19 protein-coding genes are annotated in these 18,485 nt (G+C 64.4%); 9 read left to right on the top strand and 10 right to left on the bottom strand.

Features of this window, described 5'->3' with window-relative positions; translation table 11 throughout:
* Positions 1 to 471 precede the first annotated feature (471 nt).
* Positions 472 to 2,355, bottom strand: coding sequence for a DEAD/DEAH box helicase (locus DK366_RS11010; RefSeq protein WP_109125599.1), 1,884 nt, complete (start codon positions 2,353 to 2,355; stop codon positions 472 to 474).
* 118 nt (positions 2,356 to 2,473) lie between these two features.
* On the opposite strand from DK366_RS11010, the gene DK366_RS11005 reads away from it, so the two are divergent.
* From DK366_RS11005 to rimJ, 3 genes are read left to right on the top strand one after another with little or no spacing between them, the layout of a single operon-like run.
* Positions 2,474 to 3,223, top strand: a complete 750-nt coding sequence (locus DK366_RS11005; RefSeq protein ID WP_109125598.1) for an SDR family NAD(P)-dependent oxidoreductase — start codon at positions 2,474 to 2,476, stop codon at positions 3,221 to 3,223.
* 46 nt (positions 3,224 to 3,269) lie between these two features.
* The gene (gene fghA / locus DK366_RS11000; RefSeq protein WP_109125597.1) at positions 3,270 to 4,118 is read left to right on the top strand and encodes an S-formylglutathione hydrolase; all 849 of its coding nucleotides are present in this window, start codon (positions 3,270 to 3,272) and stop codon (positions 4,116 to 4,118) included.
* Positions 4,115 to 4,666 carry a ribosomal protein S5-alanine N-acetyltransferase gene (gene rimJ / locus DK366_RS10995; protein ID WP_109125596.1) on the top strand — a complete coding sequence of 184 codons (552 nt, stop codon included), beginning with the start codon at positions 4,115 to 4,117 and terminating at the stop codon, positions 4,664 to 4,666. The genes fghA and rimJ overlap by 4 nt, the downstream gene beginning before the upstream one ends.
* Here the strand turns inward: rimJ and DK366_RS10990 are convergent.
* From DK366_RS10990 to DK366_RS10980, 3 genes are all read right to left on the bottom strand, one after another.
* Positions 4,646 to 5,077, bottom strand: coding sequence for a hypothetical protein (locus tag DK366_RS10990; RefSeq protein WP_109125595.1), 432 nt, complete (start codon positions 5,075 to 5,077; stop codon positions 4,646 to 4,648). The two genes, rimJ and DK366_RS10990, sit on opposite strands and share 21 nt — an antisense overlap.
* A 122-nt stretch (positions 5,078 to 5,199) precedes the next feature.
* Positions 5,200 to 6,552, bottom strand: coding sequence for a DEAD/DEAH box helicase (locus DK366_RS10985; RefSeq protein ID WP_109125594.1), 1,353 nt, complete (start codon positions 6,550 to 6,552; stop codon positions 5,200 to 5,202).
* 155 nt (positions 6,553 to 6,707) lie between these two features.
* Positions 6,708 to 7,370: a class I SAM-dependent methyltransferase gene (locus DK366_RS10980; RefSeq protein ID WP_232821005.1), complete on the bottom strand. Its 663-nt coding sequence runs from the start codon at positions 7,368 to 7,370 to the stop codon at positions 6,708 to 6,710.
* A gap of 172 nt (positions 7,371 to 7,542) precedes the next feature.
* Between DK366_RS10980 and DK366_RS10975 the strand changes: the two genes are divergently transcribed.
* The gene (locus DK366_RS10975; RefSeq protein WP_109125593.1) at positions 7,543 to 8,787 is read left to right on the top strand and encodes an MFS transporter; all 1,245 of its coding nucleotides are present in this window, start codon (positions 7,543 to 7,545) and stop codon (positions 8,785 to 8,787) included.
* 48 nt (positions 8,788 to 8,835) lie between these two features.
* Positions 8,836 to 9,321, top strand: a complete 486-nt coding sequence (locus tag DK366_RS10970) for a peptidylprolyl isomerase (protein WP_109125592.1) — start codon at positions 8,836 to 8,838, stop codon at positions 9,319 to 9,321.
* 947 nt (positions 9,322 to 10,268) lie between these two features.
* On the opposite strand, the gene DK366_RS10965 is transcribed toward DK366_RS10970, so the two are convergent.
* The 4 genes from DK366_RS10965 to DK366_RS10950 form a co-directional block, all read right to left on the bottom strand.
* On the bottom strand, positions 10,269 to 10,697 hold the full coding sequence (locus DK366_RS10965; protein WP_109125591.1) for an organic hydroperoxide resistance protein: 429 nt from the start codon (positions 10,695 to 10,697) through the stop codon (positions 10,269 to 10,271).
* Between the two features lie 3 nt (positions 10,698 to 10,700).
* Positions 10,701 to 11,159 carry a MarR family transcriptional regulator gene (locus DK366_RS10960; RefSeq protein WP_109125590.1) on the bottom strand — a complete coding sequence of 153 codons (459 nt, stop codon included), beginning with the start codon at positions 11,157 to 11,159 and terminating at the stop codon, positions 10,701 to 10,703.
* 140 nt (positions 11,160 to 11,299) lie between these two features.
* Positions 11,300 to 11,872: a C40 family peptidase gene (locus DK366_RS10955; protein ID WP_109125589.1), complete on the bottom strand. Its 573-nt coding sequence runs from the start codon at positions 11,870 to 11,872 to the stop codon at positions 11,300 to 11,302.
* A gap of 93 nt (positions 11,873 to 11,965) precedes the next feature.
* Positions 11,966 to 13,309: a hypothetical protein gene (locus DK366_RS10950; protein ID WP_232821004.1), complete on the bottom strand. Its 1,344-nt coding sequence runs from the start codon at positions 13,307 to 13,309 to the stop codon at positions 11,966 to 11,968.
* A 52-nt stretch (positions 13,310 to 13,361) separates the two neighbouring features.
* On the opposite strand from DK366_RS10950, the gene DK366_RS10945 reads away from it, so the two are divergent.
* From DK366_RS10945 to DK366_RS10930, 4 genes are all read left to right on the top strand, one after another.
* Entirely contained in the window at positions 13,362 to 14,621 is a 1,260-nt protein-coding gene (locus DK366_RS10945) for an FAD-dependent oxidoreductase (protein WP_109125587.1), read from the top strand.
* A gap of 59 nt (positions 14,622 to 14,680) precedes the next feature.
* Complete coding sequence (gorA, locus tag DK366_RS10940; protein ID WP_109125586.1) at positions 14,681 to 16,027, top strand: glutathione-disulfide reductase; 1,347 nt, start codon at positions 14,681 to 14,683, stop codon at positions 16,025 to 16,027.
* Between the two features lie 43 nt (positions 16,028 to 16,070).
* Positions 16,071 to 16,853, top strand: a complete 783-nt coding sequence (gene hutG, locus DK366_RS10935) for an N-formylglutamate deformylase (RefSeq protein WP_109125585.1) — start codon at positions 16,071 to 16,073, stop codon at positions 16,851 to 16,853.
* Positions 16,854 to 17,047: 194 nt separating this feature from the next.
* The gene (locus DK366_RS10930) at positions 17,048 to 17,335 is read left to right on the top strand and encodes a hypothetical protein (protein ID WP_198651510.1); all 288 of its coding nucleotides are present in this window, start codon (positions 17,048 to 17,050) and stop codon (positions 17,333 to 17,335) included.
* A 63-nt stretch (positions 17,336 to 17,398) separates the two neighbouring features.
* On the opposite strand, the gene DK366_RS10925 is transcribed toward DK366_RS10930, so the two are convergent.
* Complete coding sequence (locus DK366_RS10925) at positions 17,399 to 17,818, bottom strand: Rid family hydrolase (protein ID WP_109125584.1); 420 nt, start codon at positions 17,816 to 17,818, stop codon at positions 17,399 to 17,401.
* Positions 17,815 to 18,483 carry a carbonate dehydratase gene (gene can, locus DK366_RS10920; protein WP_109125583.1) on the bottom strand — a complete coding sequence of 223 codons (669 nt, stop codon included), beginning with the start codon at positions 18,481 to 18,483 and terminating at the stop codon, positions 17,815 to 17,817. Before can ends, DK366_RS10925 begins: the two co-directional genes overlap by 4 nt.
* Positions 18,484 to 18,485 lie beyond the last annotated feature (2 nt).

Raw genomic sequence — 18,485 nt, 5'->3', positions numbered from 1 at the left:
CACTTGGCGCTGTCTGGGCTTGCAGCCCAGCCAGTCCGTGAGGGGCGGCCGGGCTTTTCGACCGGGCTCCTGCCCGGGCGAAAAGTGCCTGACATCCATGTCAGGCACCCCTGCGGGGCCTGCTCGTCCACCCCTCACCGCCGCACAGGGGGCCCAAGATCAAAAGCCACGCACGACGGCTCGTGCAGCTTTGCTGCACATCGCATCGCTTGGCAGGTCGCTGCGCTCCTGCTTTCGTAGCACCGAGGTTGGGAAGAGAGTGGCCAGGTTGGCCCCTCACCCCAGCCCTCTCCCCGAAGGGGAGAGGGAGCAAAGGGTGTGGTTGCTCGTTGTCGCGTCGTAACGGGGCTCGTCAAACAACACGCAAAAAAAATGAGTGCCGGGCGAACCCGGCACTCACTTCGTCATCTACTTTTTCGCGCAGGCCATTCGTTCCGAACAGCCCGTGCGAAGCGAAACCGCCACTCGCGCTTACTTGCTGCGCCGCGGCCCCTTGTTGCCACCGCTGTGACCCTGCGGTCGCGGCTTTCCACCGTGCTTCTTGAAGCCACCGCCGCCACCCGGACGGAAACCACCCGGTCGACGCGGCGCGGCATCGTTGGCGCCGCTGTCGTCGCCGTCCCATTCCTTGATGCGCAGCTGCTGCTGGCTCACCCACACTTTCTGCAGGTGCTGGAACACTTCGCCCGGCATGCCGTCGGGCAGGTCGATCAGGCTGTATTCGCCGCGGATGCTCAGGCGACCGATGTGGCCGCTTTCCAGGCCGGCTTCGTTGGCGATGGCGCCGATGATGTTGCCCGGCTTGACGCCGTGCTCATGGCCCACTTCCACGCGATAGGTGCGCTTGCCTTCTTCCGTGTGGTGCGGACGCACCGGGCGCGGGGTGAAGTCACGCGGACCGGCGTCGCGGTCGCGCGAACGATGTTCGCGTTCACCACGATGTTCGTGATCGCCACGATCACGGCTGTGCTCGCGGTCGCGACCTGGTTCGCGCGGCGTGAACTCGCGCTTGGGCGGCGGCGTCAGCAGCAGCGGCTGGTTGCCTTGTGCAATGCGTGCCAGTGCGGCGGCAATTTCGATGGCGGGAATGTTGTGTTCCTGCTCGTACTGCTCGATCAGCTGCTGGAACAGTTCAAGCTCGCCCACGGCGATGGTGTCGCTGATGCGCTGCTTGAACTTGGCGATGCGCACATCGTTGACTGCTTCCACCGTCGGCAGCTTCATCTCTTCGATGGGCTGGCGCGTGGCGCGTTCGATGGCGCGCAGCATGCCCTTTTCGCGCGGCGTGACGAACAGGATGGCTTCGCCGCTGCGACCGGCACGGCCCGTGCGGCCAATGCGGTGCACGTAGCTTTCCGTGTCGTACGGGATGTCGTAGTTCATCACGTGGCTGATGCGTTCCACGTCCAGACCGCGCGCGGCCACGTCGGTGGCAACGAGGATGTCGAGCTTGCCGTCCTTCAGCTGCTGGATCACGCGCTCGCGCTGTGCCTGCGCAATGTCGCCATTGATGGCGGCAGCCGCGAGGCCCCGTGCCTGCAGCTTTTCGGCGAGTTCTTCGGTGGCCGACTTGGTGCGCGCGAAGATGATCATCGCGTCGAACGGTTCGGCTTCGAGAATGCGCGTCATGGCATCGAGCTTGTGCATGCCGCTGACGAACCAGTAACGCTGGCGAATGTTCGCTGCCGTGGTGGTGGACGATTTGATCGTCACCTCACGCGGTTCTTTCAGGTGCTGCTGGGCGATCTTGCGGATCTGCGCCGGCATGGTGGCGGAGAACAGCGCCACCTGACGCTCGGGCGGCGTCGCCTGCAGCACTTTTTCGACGTCGTCGATGAAGCCCATGCGAAGCATCTCGTCGGCTTCGTCGAGCACGAGGAATTTCAGCTCGGAAAGATCCAGCGTGCCGCGTTCCAGATGGTCGATGACGCGACCGGGCGTGCCGACCACGATCTGCACGCCGCGCTTGAGCGAATGCAGCTGCGGGCCGTAGCTCTGGCCGCCGTAGATCGGCAGCACCTGCAGCCCTGGCATGTGCGTGGCATAGCGCTGAAATGCTTCGGCCACCTGGATGGCCAGTTCGCGCGTCGGTGCGAGCACGAGCGCTTGCGGCTTGCCGGGCTTCAGGTCGATGCGCGAGAGGATCGGCAGCGCGAACGCGGCCGTTTTACCGGTACCGGTTTGCGCCTGGCCGAGCACGTCGCGGCCTTCCAGCAGCGGCGGAATGGTGGCTGCCTGAATAGGCGAGGGCGATTCGTAGCCAACGTCGGCAAGTGCGCGTAGCAGCTCCGGATGAAGGCCAAGCGCAGCAAAGCCGGCGGCTGCCGGCTGGGAATCGGAAGACGGGGAGGACATGGGGAACCTCGACATGGCATGCACAGCGGCATGCGGGAGAATGACGCTATTGTAACAGGCTGGCCCGCCCTCACCGGGATTTTTGTACGGGCGATACCGAATCGACGAGGAAATATTCATGTCTGGACGTCTTGATGGTCGCGTGGCGCTGGTGACGGGCGCTTCTTCCGGCATCGGCGAGGCCACTGCGCTGGGTCTTGCGCAGCAGGGCGCCAAGGTCGCCATTGCAGCGCGCCGCCGTGACCGACTGGAGGCCTTGGCCGCCCAGCTGACGGCGTTGGGCGCCGAACCTATCGTTTTGGTGGCTGATCTGGCGCGGGAAGATGAAGCCAAGCGCATCGTGGCCGAAGCCGAGGCGCATTACGGACGGCTGGACATCCTGGTGAACAATGCGGGCGTGATGTACCTGGAGCCGGTGGAAGAAGCGGATCTGGGGCGCTGGCGTCACATGCTGGAGCTGAATGTGCTCAGCCTTATCGCGTCAACGCAGGCCGCGCTACCGGGCATGCGGGTGCGTCGGGATGGCCATATCGTGAATATCTCGTCGACGGCGGGTCGCGTCGCCAATCCCAACGCGGCGGCGTATTCGGCGACCAAGTTCGGTGTGGTGGCCTTTTCCGAGGCGCTGCGGCGCGAGGTGTACCAGCACAACATCCGCGTCACGGTGATCGAACCCGGCGTGGTGGAAACGGAGTTGCGCGAGCACATCGGTCACGCGCAGACCAAGGACAACCTCAACGCCTGGGCCGACAGCATGCGGCAGCTGCAGTCCGTCGATGTGGCGGATGCGATCGTGTTCTGCGTGTCGCGGCCGTCGCACGTCAACATCAACGAAGTGTTGATGCGACCCACGGATCAGGAGCGCTGAGCAAGCGCACTATCATGGGTGGCCGGGTACTTCACAGGGAACAGGCATGACAGGGATCGAAACCATTTCCGAGCAGCGCTGCCACGGCGGCGTTCAAGGGTTCTACAAACACGAATCGACGAGTTGCGGTGGCACGATGCGTTTTGCGGTGTTTCAGCCACCGCAGGCTGCGCAGGAAAAGTGTCCGGTGGTGTATTTCCTTGCCGGCCTTACCTGCACGGAAGAAACCGCCACCATCAAGGCCGGTGCGCAGCGTGTTGCGGCCGAACTGGGCCTGATCCTGGTGATGCCGGATACCAGTCCGCGTCAAACGGGGTTCGATGGCGCCACGGGCGATTGGGAATTCGGTGAGGGCGCGGGTTTCTACCTTGATGCCACGCAGGCACCGTGGTCGTCGCGCTTTCGCATGCACAGCTACGTAGTGGACGAACTGCCTGCACTCATTGCCGAACACTTTTCCGCGGATATTTCGCGCAGCGGCATCATGGGGCATTCGATGGGCGGACATGGCGCGCTCACCATCGCGTTGCGTCACCGCGAAAAATACCGCTCGGTCTCGGCATTCGCGCCCATCGTTGCACCGAGCCAGGTGCCGTGGGGACAGAAGGCGTTTCCGCGCTATCTCGGCGACGACGTCAAGACTTGGGCTGATTACGACGCGTGCGAGCTGGTGCGCAGGCAGACCTTCGACGGCACCATCCTGATCGACCAGGGCGAGGCCGATGGTTTTCTCGCCACGCAGCTGAAGCCCGAACTGTTCGACCAGGCTTGCGCGGAAGGTGGCCAGGCGCTGCTGCTGCGCCGGCACGCGGGTTACGACCACAGTTACTACTTCATCAGCACGTTCATCGAGGATCACCTGCGCCATCACGCCAGCGCGCTGGGCTGCCCGTGAATCTGCTGCGTCCCATCACCACGCCACGCGCTGTGCTCAGGCTGGTGGATGTGGCCGATGCGTGGAAGCTGCTGCGTTATCGCGAGCAGAATCGCGAGCATCTGGCGCCCTGGGAGCCACTGAGGGACGAGGCGTACTACACGCTGGATCATTGCGTGCAGACGCTGGCCGAATCCCGCGAGGCCGCGCGGCTGGATCGCGCGTATCCGTTCTTCGCCATGGATCTGTCGGGGCAGGAGATCCTGGCCAGTTTCACGTTTGCGAACGTGGTGCGCGGTGCCTTCCAGGCTTGCCACCTCGGCTACAGCATCGCGCTGCGCCGACAGGGGCAGGGACTGATGCAGGAAATACTCGAGACGGCCCTGGCGTGGGCGTTTCGCGACCTGGACATGCATCGCGTGATGGCCAACTACATGCCGCGCAACGACCGCAGCGGCAAACTGCTGGAGCGCCTGGGTTTCGAGCGCGAAGGCTACGCGAAGCGCTACCTGCAGATTGCCGGTGTGTGGGAGGACCACATCCTCACGTCACGCGTTCGCGACGATTAGCTTGTCCACGGCGGGTGCAGGCGTCGGGCGCAACAGCACGGCAAACGTGGCGCGCTGTTGCCATGACAGGATGAGGTGCACGATCAACAGCGCCAGTCCAGGACCCGCCAGGTGATGTTCCATCACTGCGTGATAGCTGAAGATCACCACGACCGGCGCAGCCAGCATCACCAGGCCCAGCGCCACAAAACGATTGGCCAGCAGGAACAATCCGCTGATCGTGAAGACCACGCCGAGCACGGGAAATATGCAGCCGGAGGCGACAAGGCCATCCAGGAAAAGCTGCGATTGCGACGTGGTCGGTGCGGGCGGCTGCCAGAAATGCAGCAGGTCGTTCAGGCCGGCAAAGACGAACAGCGCGCCGAAAGCGATGCGCAACGCGGCGAACAGCCAGATCAGTGGGGTTTTCATGAGGGGCCTTCCTGCTATGCGGAAGGCCCGGATCATGGTTGGCGAAGCGCTCCGGGGATATTTGCCGGAACGCCTAAGCCCATCCGTCTAGGTCAGACGTTTGGATGGCCGAATGCCGAAGGTCACGCCTTGGCGGCGGGACGGCCACGGCGCTGGCGCTTGCGGTTGCCTTCCGCCGGACGATCACGATCACCGCCAAACCCATGACCGGAGCCATGGCCGTGCGGGCGATGCGAACCCTGCGGACGGGCGCCTTGCGGACGACCACCCTGCGGACGGGCCGGGCGCGCCTGGCGCTGGCCCTGCACCGGCTTGGGCGCATTGGCGTCGGTGCGCAGCGGGTGCGAAGGCTCGAAGCCCGGCACGTCGCTGACGGAGATGTCCTGCTTGAGCAGCTTGCGGATGTCGCGCAGCAGGCCGGCTTCCTCGTGGCTCACCAGCGACACGGCCATGCCGTCGGCGCCGGCACGACCGGTGCGGCCGATGCGGTGCACGTAGTCTTCCGCGATCATCGGCAGGTCGAAGTTGATGACGATCGGCAGCTGGTCGATGTCGATGCCGCGCGCGGCGATATCGGTCGCCACCAGCACCGTCACGCGTCCGCTCTTGAAGTCGCTCAGTGCGCGGGTGCGGGCGTTCTGGCTCTTGTTGCCGTGGATGGCGGCGGCGCGCATGCCGGCCACGCCAAGGAACGTCACCAGCTTGTCGGCGCCGTGCTTGGTGCGGCTGAAGACCAGCGTCTGGCGACGGCTGTCCTGCGACAGCACGTGCAGCAGCAGGTCGCGCTTCTTGGCGGCATCCACCGGATGCACGTGATGCGTCACCGTGGTGGCCACGCTGTTGGCCGGCGTCACCGACACTTCGCGCGGCTGATGCATGAACTGCATCGCGAGCTGCTTGATGGCCGGTGCGAACGTGGCGGAGAACAGCAGCGTCTGGCGCTGGCGGGGCAGCGCGGCAAGGACACGCTTCAGTGCCGGCAGGAAGCCCATGTCCAGCATGCGGTCGGCTTCGTCCAGCACCAGCACTTCAACGCCCGAAAGGTCGATGGAACGCTGCTGCATGTGGTCGATCAGGCGGCCCGGCGTGGCGATGACGATGTCGACGCCGCGACGCAGTGCCTGCATCTGCGGGCCCATGCTGACGCCACCGAAAATGGTGGTGCTGCTGATGCGCAGGTGCTTGCCGTAGTCGCGCAGGTTGTCGTGCACCTGGGCGGCGAGTTCGCGGGTCGGCGTCAGCACGAGTGCCTTCGGGCGACGCGTGCCGGCCGGGCCGGACTGCGAGAGGTGTTGCAGCAGCGGCAGCGAGAAGGCGGCCGTCTTGCCAGTACCGGTCTGCGCGGCGGCGAGCAGGTCGCTACCTTCCAGCACGATCGGAATGGCGGCAGCCTGGATGGGAGTGGGTTCGGCGTAGCCCTGTTCGGCAAGCGCACGCAACAACGCGGGCGCAAGGCCCAGCGATTCAAATGACATGGGAAGCTCCAAGTGCAACCCGGAGCTTTCAAGAACCGTGTTGCCAGTATCTAAGGGGAGGGGTCGACGCTAGGTCGAACTCGCAAAGTATAGCGCAAATGGCGACTGCTCGCCTGTCGAAATATGAATGAGACCGTGAAAGCCGGAAAAACGCCTTATTTCCCGCGCTCCGCCACGACGAGATAGCTGTCGAACGGCGTGTTGCCGTGCAACGGCCGGATCGTGGTGATCAGGCCTGCCGCCTCAAGCTGCGAGCGCAGCTCGAGTTCGCTGGGGTAGTGCTGGGCGCCCACCCGCATCCAGCCGCTCGCACTGAGGAAAAACTCCGAGATCCGTGTGAGCGCGTAACGCCAGCTTCGCTCGCGAAGGACATTGCGGATCACCAGCAGGCCGCCGGGCGCCAGATGTGCAACTGCATTGTCGATCAAGGCGCGCTGGCCCTCGCGGGGCAGGTAATGCAGCACATCGAGCAGCACCACATGCCCGCGGATGGGCTGGGTTGCCATGCCATCGGCATGGCGGAGTTGAAGGACGCCATCGAGCCCCGCGAGCCGCAGCGCGCGATTGCCGGTGTCGATCTTGCGGGCATCGCTGTCCACGCCGAGATAACGCGTGGTGACGCCTTGCGCGTGCAGATACTGGCCAAGCAGTCCGATGCCGCAGCCAATATCCAGCAGGGGCAGGGGGCGTTCTTTCACCAGGGCTGCCGTTGCCGCGTACGCAGGATCGGCCGCCAGCTTGCCCTGTACGTAGCGGCGCTGCAGCCAGTGGTCGTACGAGTTGGCGATGCGATCGAGGGCGGCATCCATGGCGGACATGTCAGCCCACTCGATGACTTCATGATGTGAAGGCGAGCACGTCGCGCGTCCACCATCGCGCGCGACCACGGCCATGGTCGGCCTTGCGCTGCGGCGGCCGTGATGGTTCGCTTGGCGCCTTGCGCGCATGCGATGGCTGCGCACGACCACGCTCTTACGATGGAGTTGCTCAATGTCGCCTTTCGCGCCCCTGCGTGAGCTCACCCCGACCCAGCGCCATACCGTGTTCGCCAGCTTCCTGGGCTGGACACTGGATGCCTTCGACTACTTCCTGCTCACGTTCGTGATCGTGGGCGTCGCCCAGGAGTTTCATGCGGGTACGGGCGAAGTCATCACGGGGTTGTTCCTCACGCTGGCGGCGCGTCCGCTGGGCGCGTTGCTGTTTGGACGCCTGGCGGATCGATACGGCCGCCGCCCGATACTGATGCTGGACGTCATCCTGTTCTCGCTGTTCGAACTGGCCACGGCGTTTTCCACCTCGCTCACCATGCTGCTGGTGCTGCGCTTCCTGTTCGGCATCGCGATGGGCGGCGAGTGGGGCATTGGCGCGTCGCTGGCGATGGAATCCATCCCGGCCAAGTCGCGCGGCGTGGTGTCGGGGCTGCTGCAGAGCGGCTACCCCTGCGGCTTCTTCCTCGGTGCGCTGGTGAACTGGCTGCTGGTCGATCACATCGGCTGGCGTGGCCTGTTCATCGTGGGCGCGGCTCCGGCGTTGCTGGTGCTGTACATCCGCCGCACCGTGCCCGAGTCGGAGGTGTGGCAGCAGGAGCGCGCGGTGCAGGAAAAGAAGGGCCTGCTTGAGTCCATGCGCGGCCACTGGAAGCTCGCCATCTACCTGATGGTGCTGATGATGGCGTTCAACATGTTCAGCCACGGCTCGCAGGACCTGTACCACACGTTCGAAGAGCAAAGCCTGCACCTGCCGACGGGCTCGGGTGCTGCCTTCATGCTGGTGGCCATGCTCAACCTGGGCGCCCTGGTGGGCGGGTTGTTTTTCGGTGCGCTGTCCGAGCGCATCGGGCGGCGCAAGGCCATCATCATCGCGGCCCTGCTGGCGATCCCGGTGATTCCCTTGTGGATGTATGGCGGCTCGCTGCCGGCGCTGGCGCTGGGCGCCTTCCTCATCCAGGTGATGGTGCAGGGCGCCTGGGGTGTGGTGCCCACGCATCTGAACGAACTCGCGCCCGAGGGCATGCGCGGCACGCTGCCCGGTTTTGCCTACCAGACCGGCAACCTGCTGGCCGCGGTAACGGCCAATGCGCAGCACTGGATTGCCGATTCGCATGGGGGCGACCTGGCTTTCGCCATGTCGGTCTGGATCGGCGCAGTGGCTGTGCTGCTGGCCTTCCTGGCCTGGGTGGGGCCGGAGGCCCGTGGCGTGCGCTTCGGGGCCCCTCGGCCCGGCACGGGCGACTAGCCGGGCAGGCTGCTAGAATCAGTGGTTTGATCCATCACGAGACATGCAATGAAGGCTGGCAAGGACAAGGTCATCTCGCTCCACTACACGCTGACGGTGGACGGTGAAAAGGTCGAGAGCTCCCTCGACCGCAACGAACCGCTGTGGGTTCTGCTTGGCCACGGCCAGCTCATTCCGGGCCTGGAAAAGGCGCTCGAAGACCACGAAGCAGGCGAAAACCTGCAGGTTGAAGTCGCGCCGACCGAAGGCTACGGCGAGCGTCAGGAAGGCATGACGCAGCGCGTGCCGAAGAAGTACTTCCAGCAGGCGGGCAAGCTGAAGCCGGGCATGACCACGGTGCTGGCGCTGAAGGAAGGCGGCCACCGCGTGGTGGTGGTGCAGAAGGTGGGCATGTCGACGGTGGACGTGGACCTGAATCACCCGATGGCGGGCAAGACGCTGCACTTCGATGTGACCATCAATGAAGTGCGCGATGGCACCGAGGAAGAGATTGCGCATGGTCATGCGCATCCGCCGGGCGCCGAGGCGCACTAAGGTGTCCTGGTTGCCCTCGCCGTTGGGCGGGGGTTGAGCCTTGAATAGCCGCTCCGATGGGGCGGCTTTTTTCGTTTTTGGGATGGTCGGTCTGGCGCAGGCCATTGGTTGGAAGCCGCTGCCGCCCAAGCCTTGTTTTTCGCGATGCACCGCACTTCTCCCTCTCCCCGCCGGGGAGAGGGTTGGGGTGAGGGGCCAATCTAGCCTCTCTCCTTCCAAGTGCTTCTTCTTGAAGGCAGGAGCACAGCGACCTGCCCACGGCGCGATGTGCAGCAAAGCTGCACGAGCCGTCCCCTCCGCTCTTGATCCTAGGCCCCCTGTGCGGCGGTGAGGGGTGGACGATCAGGCCCCGCAGGGGTGCCTGGCAGGACGCCAGGCACTTTTCGCCCGGGCAGGAGCCCGGTCGAAAAGCCCGGCCGCCCCTCACGGACTGGCTGGGCGTAGCCCAGGCAGCGCCAAGTGGGGGTGCCCTTCTCTTTGGTTACTTTCTCTTGGGCAAGCAAGAGAAAGTGACCCGGCCTCCGGCAGGAGGTCGGAAGCCCGCGGCAGGCGAGCCGGGTTGCGGCACCGCTTCAGCCGAGCGATAGAGCCAAAAGCAAAGTCACCGGATGACCGGCCCTTCGGCCGTTGAAAAGCGCCTTCCGCATTCGCGGGAATGACGGTGAGGGATAGAGACCTCATCGCGATGACGGCGGTGAGAGGTAGAGACCTCATCGGATGATGGCGGTGAGGGATAGGAGCGTCGTCGCGAGGATGACGGTGATGGAGAGACACGTTCCCGCGAGCACCCGCCCCTCACCCCAACCCTCTCCCCGAAGGGGAGAGGGAGCAACGGCGCGCACGTGCCAACGGCGAAAACTTGCCAGCAGGCACAACAAAAATGACCACGCTACAAACAACAACGGCACCTCGCGGTGCCGTTGTTGTTTCCGCAGCCTGAAACCAAATCAGACCAGCGAAATCTCCACATCCACATTGCCGCGCGTCGCATGCGAATACGGGCAGATGTCACGGTGCGCCGTATCCACCAGCACCTGCGCCACAGCGCGATCGATACCCGGCAGGTTGACTTCCAGCTTCACGGCAATGCCGAAGCCCGTGGGTTCACGCGGGCCGATGCCCACATGCGCCGTTACCGAAGCGTCCTTCAGTGTCACGCCCTGCTGGCGTGCCACGAAGCGCACGGCGCCTTCGAAGCAGGCCGCATAACCGGCTGCGAAAAGCTGTTCCGGGTTGCTGCCGTTGCCGCCCGGGCCACCCAGGCCCTTCGGCACGACCAGCTGCAGGTCGAGGACGCCGTCGTCGCTCTTGGCGTGGCCTTCGCGGCCGCCGTGCACGGTGGCGGTAGCGGTGTAGAGAATCTTGCTGATGTTCATGGTTCAGTCCTCGCTTGGGGGAAGTTGGATCTGGCGGGTGAGTCGTTTCAGTTCATCGCGCAGGGTTTGCATCTGATCCAGCGACAGCTGCATGCACTGAGCGAGACATTCGGGAATGCCGCTGGCTTTGTCGCGTAGTGCCAGTCCGGCGTCGGTAAGGCGGATATCCACTTCTCGCTCGTCTTCCTTGCGCCGCTGCCGGCTGACCAGGCCTGCGGTCTGCAGGCGCTTGAGCAGTGGAGTGAGCGTTCCGGAGTCGAGCTGAAGACGTTGGCCCAGTTCCCGGACGGTGAGTCCGTCCTGCTCCCACAGCACCAGCATCACCAGATACTGGGGATAAGTGAGTCCCAGTGGCTCCAGCAGCGGGCGGTACAGACCGGTCACCGAGCGGGACGCGGCATACAGTGCGAAGCACAGTTGCTGGTCCAGCAGGAGGTGGTCGGGGGTGGGTTGCCGTTTCATGGGATAAATCCTAAGTGCAAAATTAAATTGTGTACAATTCAATTTTGCTATCACGACGATAGACGGAGCCTAAAGCGCCGCCAGGTAGGTCTCGCGTGAAGTTCTTCCGGGCCTCGTGAGGCCGCCGGGAATGAGCCGGCTCAGTCGAGCAGGCGCTTGCCGAAGGCGAAATGATCGCGCCAATAGGGGCCGTCGATATCGTCCAGGCGCACGGTGCCACCGCTGTTCGGCGCGTGCACGAAACGCCCCTTGCCCACGTAGACGCCCACGTGGCTGATGCCGTCGTTGCCGCCGAAGAACACCAGGTCACCGCTCATCAGTTCAGCCATCTGGCGCACGCGCTCGCCGCTCATCTGCGACATCTCGCGTGAGCTGTGGGGCAGGGCAAGGCCGGCGGCGTTGCGGTAGATGTAGTCGACCAGGCCGCTGCAATCAAAGCCGCCATCCGGCGTGTTGCCGCCCCAGCGATAGGGCGTGCCCACCAGGGCGATCGCCCGGAACAGCACATCATTGGCGGTGCCGGTGGCGCCGCTGGGCGCACGGGCCGGCAGGTCGGCCAGCGACGAATGCGAATCCTTGAAGGTGGGCTGGGGACGCCGGCTGTTGCTGGCGCAGGCCGCGAGCAGAAGCGCCGCGGAGGCGAGGCAGACCAGGCGTGCCGCGCGCCAGTACGCCAGCCGATGATTGGCAGATCCGGCGAACGTCAGGCGCATCTCGTATCCCCTTAGCTTGAGACGGGGCCGAGGTTATCAAATCAATAAGTTGGAAGATAGTTCTAAGTGAGTGCTGGAGGTAATGCCGCCCAGTCAGGGCCCTGGCTTGCCGACCGTGAGCCTGCGTGCGCTCAGCTTGCGGCCCCCGCGATCCCAGCTGAGGATTTTGTATTCGCCCGGCCACAGGTACAGGGAATTCATCGTGTTGTCGGCCAGGAAGACATAGCGATCGGCGGGAATGGCGTCGTCGCTTTCGTCGACGAATTTCGCCTCGACCATGCAGGGCAGCTGTCGCTGGCAGATTTCGCTGGATATGACGCGCGACTGCCGGGCGCCGCCGAGCTCCAGCCAGTGAGGACGACGCTGGTGACCCGACTTCGGAAGGATCACGTCCACGTCGTGGCGATCGGGATCTGATGCCCACACGCTGCCGTTCTGCCGGCTTAGCAACACGGACGGACCGTCCACGGGAAACGCGGTGACCAGCTGGTAGTACAAATCCTTCTTCGGCATCGGGCCGATGTCGCGCCATCGGGTCTGGTCGATCGACAAGGGATCGAAGCCGGTGAGCTGCTTGAGCTGCATCGCCATCGGCCGGATGTTCTTGCCCAGGTTGCCCATGGCTTTGTCGATATGCGCGTAGCCGGCATGGATGAACAGCTTCGCCTTCGGGTCGTTCTTGAACACCTGTCGATAGAGCAACTGCGCCTGGCCTGCTTCGCGATCGGCCAGTGCATCCGCTTCCGATTCATAGGCGATCACCTTGAAGCCCAGGCGGATCGCTTCACGGATGATCTGTCCGTAGATCGGTTCATGCAGGTATTCGCTGCCGCTGTTGGTGACGGGGTAACCCCGCTTCATCAGGTCGGTGTCGCTGTTTACCAGGGCTTCGGCGGCGAAATAGGTGAAGCCTTCGGCACGCAACTTGGGCAGCAGGGCCAGGGTCAGTTCGCGCGTGTGCGCATCGTGGTGCGCCTCGTTGATCATCACGATGTGCCGGTCGGTGGCGAGCCTGGCAATCTCCGTTGCGGCATCGGCAGCCACCCAGTCAGCCGCCGAGGGCAGCGTCACCGGCACCTGCACGCGGTTGTCGAAGGGGAAGTCGTTCATGGCCTCGTCGTAGAGGCCCAGTTCGTCCTCCACCGTGGCGAGCAATTGCTGATCGATCAGTCGATCGTCGCTGGTCAGTTGCGGCAACGCCTCGCGCAGGTACAGGTAGCGCATCAGGTCGTTCTTCAGGTGGGCTGTTTCGGTAAACAGGTCGCGCTTCACGGCCGTGGCGGACGATGCCGTGGCCGGTCGCTCGGCAGCGGCCGACTGCGCCGGTGCGGGCGTCTGCTGCGCATGGGCTGTGCCGGCGCACGCCAGCAACGCCGCGAAGATTGTCGCGGAACGCCATTCGATCATCCTGCCGGACATCACCTCTGACGTTCCCATCCACTGATCCCTCGGGGTTAGGCGCTGGCCATGGCAACGCTACAATAGTCCGATGGATGCTTCACGCAGTGATGTGCTGATTCTCGGCGGCGGCGTCATCGGCCTGGCCTGTGCTTACTACCTGCTGAAGTCTGGGGCTACCGTGCGCGTTCTTGAGCAGGGTACCCCGGGCTGCGGCAGTTCGCACGGCAATTGTGGAACGATCACGCCCAGTCACGCCGCGCCCCTGGCCATGCCAGGCATGCTCGGCGTGGCCTTGCGTTCCATGCTTCGCGCCGACGCACCGCTCTACCTCAATCCCCGTTTCGACGGTCCGCGCCTGCGTTGGCTGTTTGGCTTCGCTCGTCACTGCAACTGGCGTGATTTCGAACACGCTGCGCGTGCGCGCTCGGCCATCCTGCAACGCTCGCGACAGTTGCTGGCCGGGCTGGTGCGCGAGGAGCAATTCGATTGCGAGTTTGGCGAGGAAGGCGAGCTTTACGTCTACCGCACCGCCAAGGCTTTCGATGCCGACGAACGACATCATGCCCAGGTGCTCGACCGCCTCGGTGTCGCCGTGCAACGGCTGCGGGGCGACGAAGTGGAAGCCCGTGAGCCTGCGTTGAAACCGGGCGTGACGGGCGGCCTGTTTCATCCCGGCGACGCGCGCCTGCGTCCGGATCGCTACGCGGCCGAACTCGCGCAGCGCGTGACGGCCATGGGTGGTGTCATCGAATCGGGCGCGCGCATCGACATGTTCGGCACGCAGGGCGGCCGCATCGATCATGTCCGCACGACACGTGGTGTCTTTCGTGCTGACCGCGTCGTGATGGCGCTGGGTGCGTGGTCGCCATTGATCGCCGGACAACTCGGCCTGCGCCTGCCCATGCAGCCAGGCAAAGGGTATTCGCTCACCTATACGCGGCCCGCGTTGGCGCCACGCCACGCCCTGGTGTTGCGTGAGGCGGCGGTGTGCGTCACCACGTGGGAAAGCGGGTTCCGCCTGGGCAGCACCATGGAGTTCTCCGGTTATGCGGAGGGCCTCAATCGCACGCGGCTCGATGCCTTGCGGCGTGGCGCGGCCCAGGGACTGCATGTCCCGGAAGGTCCGGAACTGAAGGAAGAGTGGTGGGGCTGGCGGCCCATGAGCGTGGACGAAGTGCCGCTGATCGGACCGAGCTCGCGCTACTCCAACCTCACGCTGGCCACGGCGCACGGCATGCTTGGCGTCAGCATGTCCGCGGCCACCGGCGAGCTCGTGGCGTCGATGCTGCATGGGCGAACGCCATCATTGGATCCGACGCCTTACGCACCTGCGCGCTTTGGCGTGTGATCTTTACGGAATGTGCTCACCGGGCCCCGTAAGGTGGCCACGGCAACCAGGAGTGCAGCATGGCGGAAACGTTTGATCTGATCGTGCTCGGCGGTGGCTCGGGCGGCCTGGCGGCCGCGTTCCGTGCCGCACGTCATGGCGCACGCGTGGCGTTGCTGGAGCCCGCAGCGCTCGGGGGCACCTGCGCGAACGTGGGTTGCGTGCCAAAGAAGGCACTCTGGTACGCCGCACAGCTGGCGCAGGGGCAGCGGCTGGCACTCGATTACGGCTTTGCGTCCACGCCCGGTCCACTCGACTGGGACCATTTTCGCCAGCTGCGCCAGCGCTACATCGACGGCATCCGCGAACGTTATGCGGCACACCTTGCGGAGGCGGGCATACACGTCTATGCCGAAGCCGGTCGCTTCGTTTCCGCCAACACCATCGCGACGTCGTGCGGGGAAGAGTTGCGCGCGACACATACTTTGATTGCTACCGGCGGGCGTCCTCACCGACTGGAGGTGCCCGGCTTCGACCTTGGCATGGTGTCCGACGACATCTTTGCGCTGCGCTCCTTGCCCAAGCGCATCGCGGTGATCGGCGGTGGCTACATCGCCATCGAATTCGCCGGCCTGCTCAATGCGCTGGGCAGCGAAGTCACGCTGCACGTGCGCAATCGCATGCTCACCAGCTTCGACGCGGAGCTGGTGGATGCGCTGGAAAAGCACATGGTGGATGCGGGCATCACCATCACGCACCAGGTGGACGTGACGGGCTTGCATCGCGAGGGCGAATCCATCGTGATCGACGATGAGATTAATGGTCCGTGCGGCCCTTACGACGCGGTGCTATGGGCGGTCGGCCGGGTGCCGAATAGCGACCGCCTTGATCTGGATGCCGCAGGCGTCAACGTGGATGAATGGGGGCACGTGGTGACCGACGCCTGGCAGAACACCAATGTCGACGGCATTTGCGCGGTGGGCGACGTGACCGAACGCGTCGAACTCACGCCGGTGGCCGTGGCCGCGGGGCGGCGGCTGGCTGATCGTCTTTTCGGCAACCAGCCCGATGCCCGCCTTGATTACGACAATATTCCCAGCGTGGTTTTCGCCGAACCGCCCGTGGGCATGGTCGGGCTTACCGAGGCCCAGGCGCGCGAGTTCCATGGCGATCAGGTCACCATTTATCGCGCCTACTTCACGCCGTTGCAGTGGGCCGTGGCGGGGCACAAGCATCCCACCCTCATGAAGCTCGTCTGCGAAGGCAAGGACGAGCGCGTGGTGGGCATCCACGTACTGGGGGCATCCGCCGACGAAATGCTGCAGGGCTTTGCGGTTGCGCTGAAAATGGGCCTGCGCAAACGTGACATGGAAGCCACCATCGCCATTCACCCCAGTTCGGCGGAAGAACTGGTGCTGGTGAATTGAATGTCTCAGGGCGTGCTGTTGTGACCCGCGGTAAACTCACCGAATGACCGCCACCTACACGTTGCATCGCGGCACTGCGCCGCTGCTGATCAGCCTGCCGCACGACGGCAGCCACATTCCCGCCGATATCGCCGCGCGCATGCATCCCGATGCGCAGCGCTCCGTCGATACCGACTGGCATGTAGGCCGCCTTTACGAGCCACTGGCGAAAGCGCTGGGTGCCAGCATCATTCGCCCGCAGGCATCACGGTATGTGGTCGACCTCAATCGTCCTGCCGACGGACATGCGTTGTATCCGGGCAAGCGGGAAACGGGACTGGTTTCCACGATCGGTTTCAACGGCGAGCCGCTCTACGTCGATGGGGCTGAACCGACGTCCGAAGAAATGCAACGTCGGGTAAATGCCTACTGGCGTCCGTACCACGATGCACTGTCGCAAGAACTTGAACGCCTGCGCGCCGAACACGGCCGTGTCGTGCTGTGGGACGGCCATTCCATTCGAAGCCGGGTGCCCATGCTGTTCGACGGGCAGCTGCCGGATTTCAACCTTGGCACGGCCGATGGCGCCAGTTGTTCGGCGTCGTTGCAGCAGAAGCTGAAAGACGTGCTGGAAGCGCAGTCGCGCTACAGCTTCGTGGTCAATGGCCGTTTCAAGGGCGGCTATATCACGCGCCATTACGGCAACCCCGAGACGGGTGTGCAGGCCGTGCAGCTTGAGCTCTCGCAAGTGAATTACATGGACGAAGACAGCTTCGCGTATGCCGAAGATCGCGCCACGCAGGTGCAGGACACCATCGCGCGCATGCTCGCGTTGTGCGTGGCGTGAGCGCAAAAAACTTCGAGCGGCGTTAGGGTCTTGCAAAGTCAATATGCGCGGCGGGGAAATCTCTCCTGGCTGCGTGAACACGCCGGTTCCGATGCCTGTGGAAACGTGCGATGTTTGCGCCGCCGCGCCACTCGCGTCGCCGGGTTCCGGCCGGGTCCGTGGCACGAAACAGATTTCATTACGTCGAGGCTCACATGATGCGCAAGTTCGCGATTGCTTCCCTGCTCGTAGCGGGTATGGCTCTTTCCGGTTCCCTGCTGGCCCAGGATGCGGCCCCGCAGGCGGCTGCTCCCGCGACTCCTGCGGCGGCTGCGAACAAGCCGGCGGCAGCTACGCCAGCACCGGCCAGCTCGTCTTCCAAGCATCACAAGAAGAACAAGAACGCCAGCAACAACGGCCAGCCCAAGCCCAAGGGCAGCAAGTCCGCCAAGCGTACGGCCAAGTCCACGCTGCCGCAGACCGAAGCCAGTCACTGCGCGTGATCAACGAAAAGCCCCGGCGTTTGCGCGCCGGGGCTTTTTTTGTGCCTGGAGCAACATGCGTCGTCAGTGCTTGATCGCGGCGATGCACTTCAGTTCGATGGCAATGGGCGTCGGCAGGGCGGTGATGCCCAGCGTGGTACGGCACGCATCCACGCCCGCGAAATATTCCGCGTAGAGCTTGTTGTAAGCGGCAAAGTCGCGCGCCATGTCGGTGAGATACACCGTGACGTCCACCAGGTCGGTCCACTGCGCGCCGCTCGCTTCAAGCACGGCACGCACATTGGCAAACACCTGCCGACACTGCGCCTCGATATCGTAGGCGACGAGTTTGCCGCCATCGTCATGCACGTTGCCGGGAATGGCATTCGTGCCCGGCGTGCGTGGGCCGACACCGGACAGAAACAGCAGGTCGCCCACGCGACGCGCATGCGGGTATGCGCCCACTGGCGCCGGTGCCTGCTCGGTGCGGACGACGTCGCTCATCGGTTGAATTCGGGAATGGTGCCCAGGCGCTGCAGGGCGTGTTCGTAGGCGGGCATCAGGTCTTCGCGCGAATTCACGTGCATGCCCAGGTCATTCACGTGACCATCAAACAGGCTGTAGCACCAGGCGTGCACGGACAACTTCTGGCCGCGTTCCCAGGCGTCCATCACCATGGTGGTGTGGCATACGTTGACCACCTGTTCCATGGCATTGAGCTCGCACAGGCGTGCGTTGCGCAGGTTCATCAGGTCGATGGAGGTGAGCAGCTGGCGATGCTTGGTGGCGACGTCGGCCACATGGCGCAGCCAGTTGTCGACCAGGCCCATGCGACGATCGTCGAGCACGGCCTGCACGCCACCGCAGCCGTAGTGGCCGACCACGATGATGTGCTCCACCTTCAGGATGTCGACCGCGAACTGGATGGTGCTGAGGCAGTTGAGGTCGGTGTGCGACACCACGTTGGCGACGTTGCGCTGTACGAAGATCTCGCCTGGCGGCAGGTCCACGATCTGCGTGGCCGGCACGCGCGAGTCCGAGCAGCCAATCCACAGGTACTTGGGTGCCTGCTGCTGCGAGAGGCGATCGAAGAACTGGGGATCGCGGGCCACCATGTCGGCGGACCACACGCGATTGCTGTCGAGCAGGTTCTGCAGGGGACTTTTCATGG

Origin of the sequence: Dyella sp. C11 (genome assembly GCF_003121485.1) — a bacterium.
Taxonomy (GTDB): domain Bacteria; phylum Pseudomonadota; class Gammaproteobacteria; order Xanthomonadales; family Rhodanobacteraceae; genus Dyella.
The sequence above is the reverse complement of the archived record's forward strand: the minus strand, read 5'-3'. Positions and strand labels throughout refer to the sequence as shown.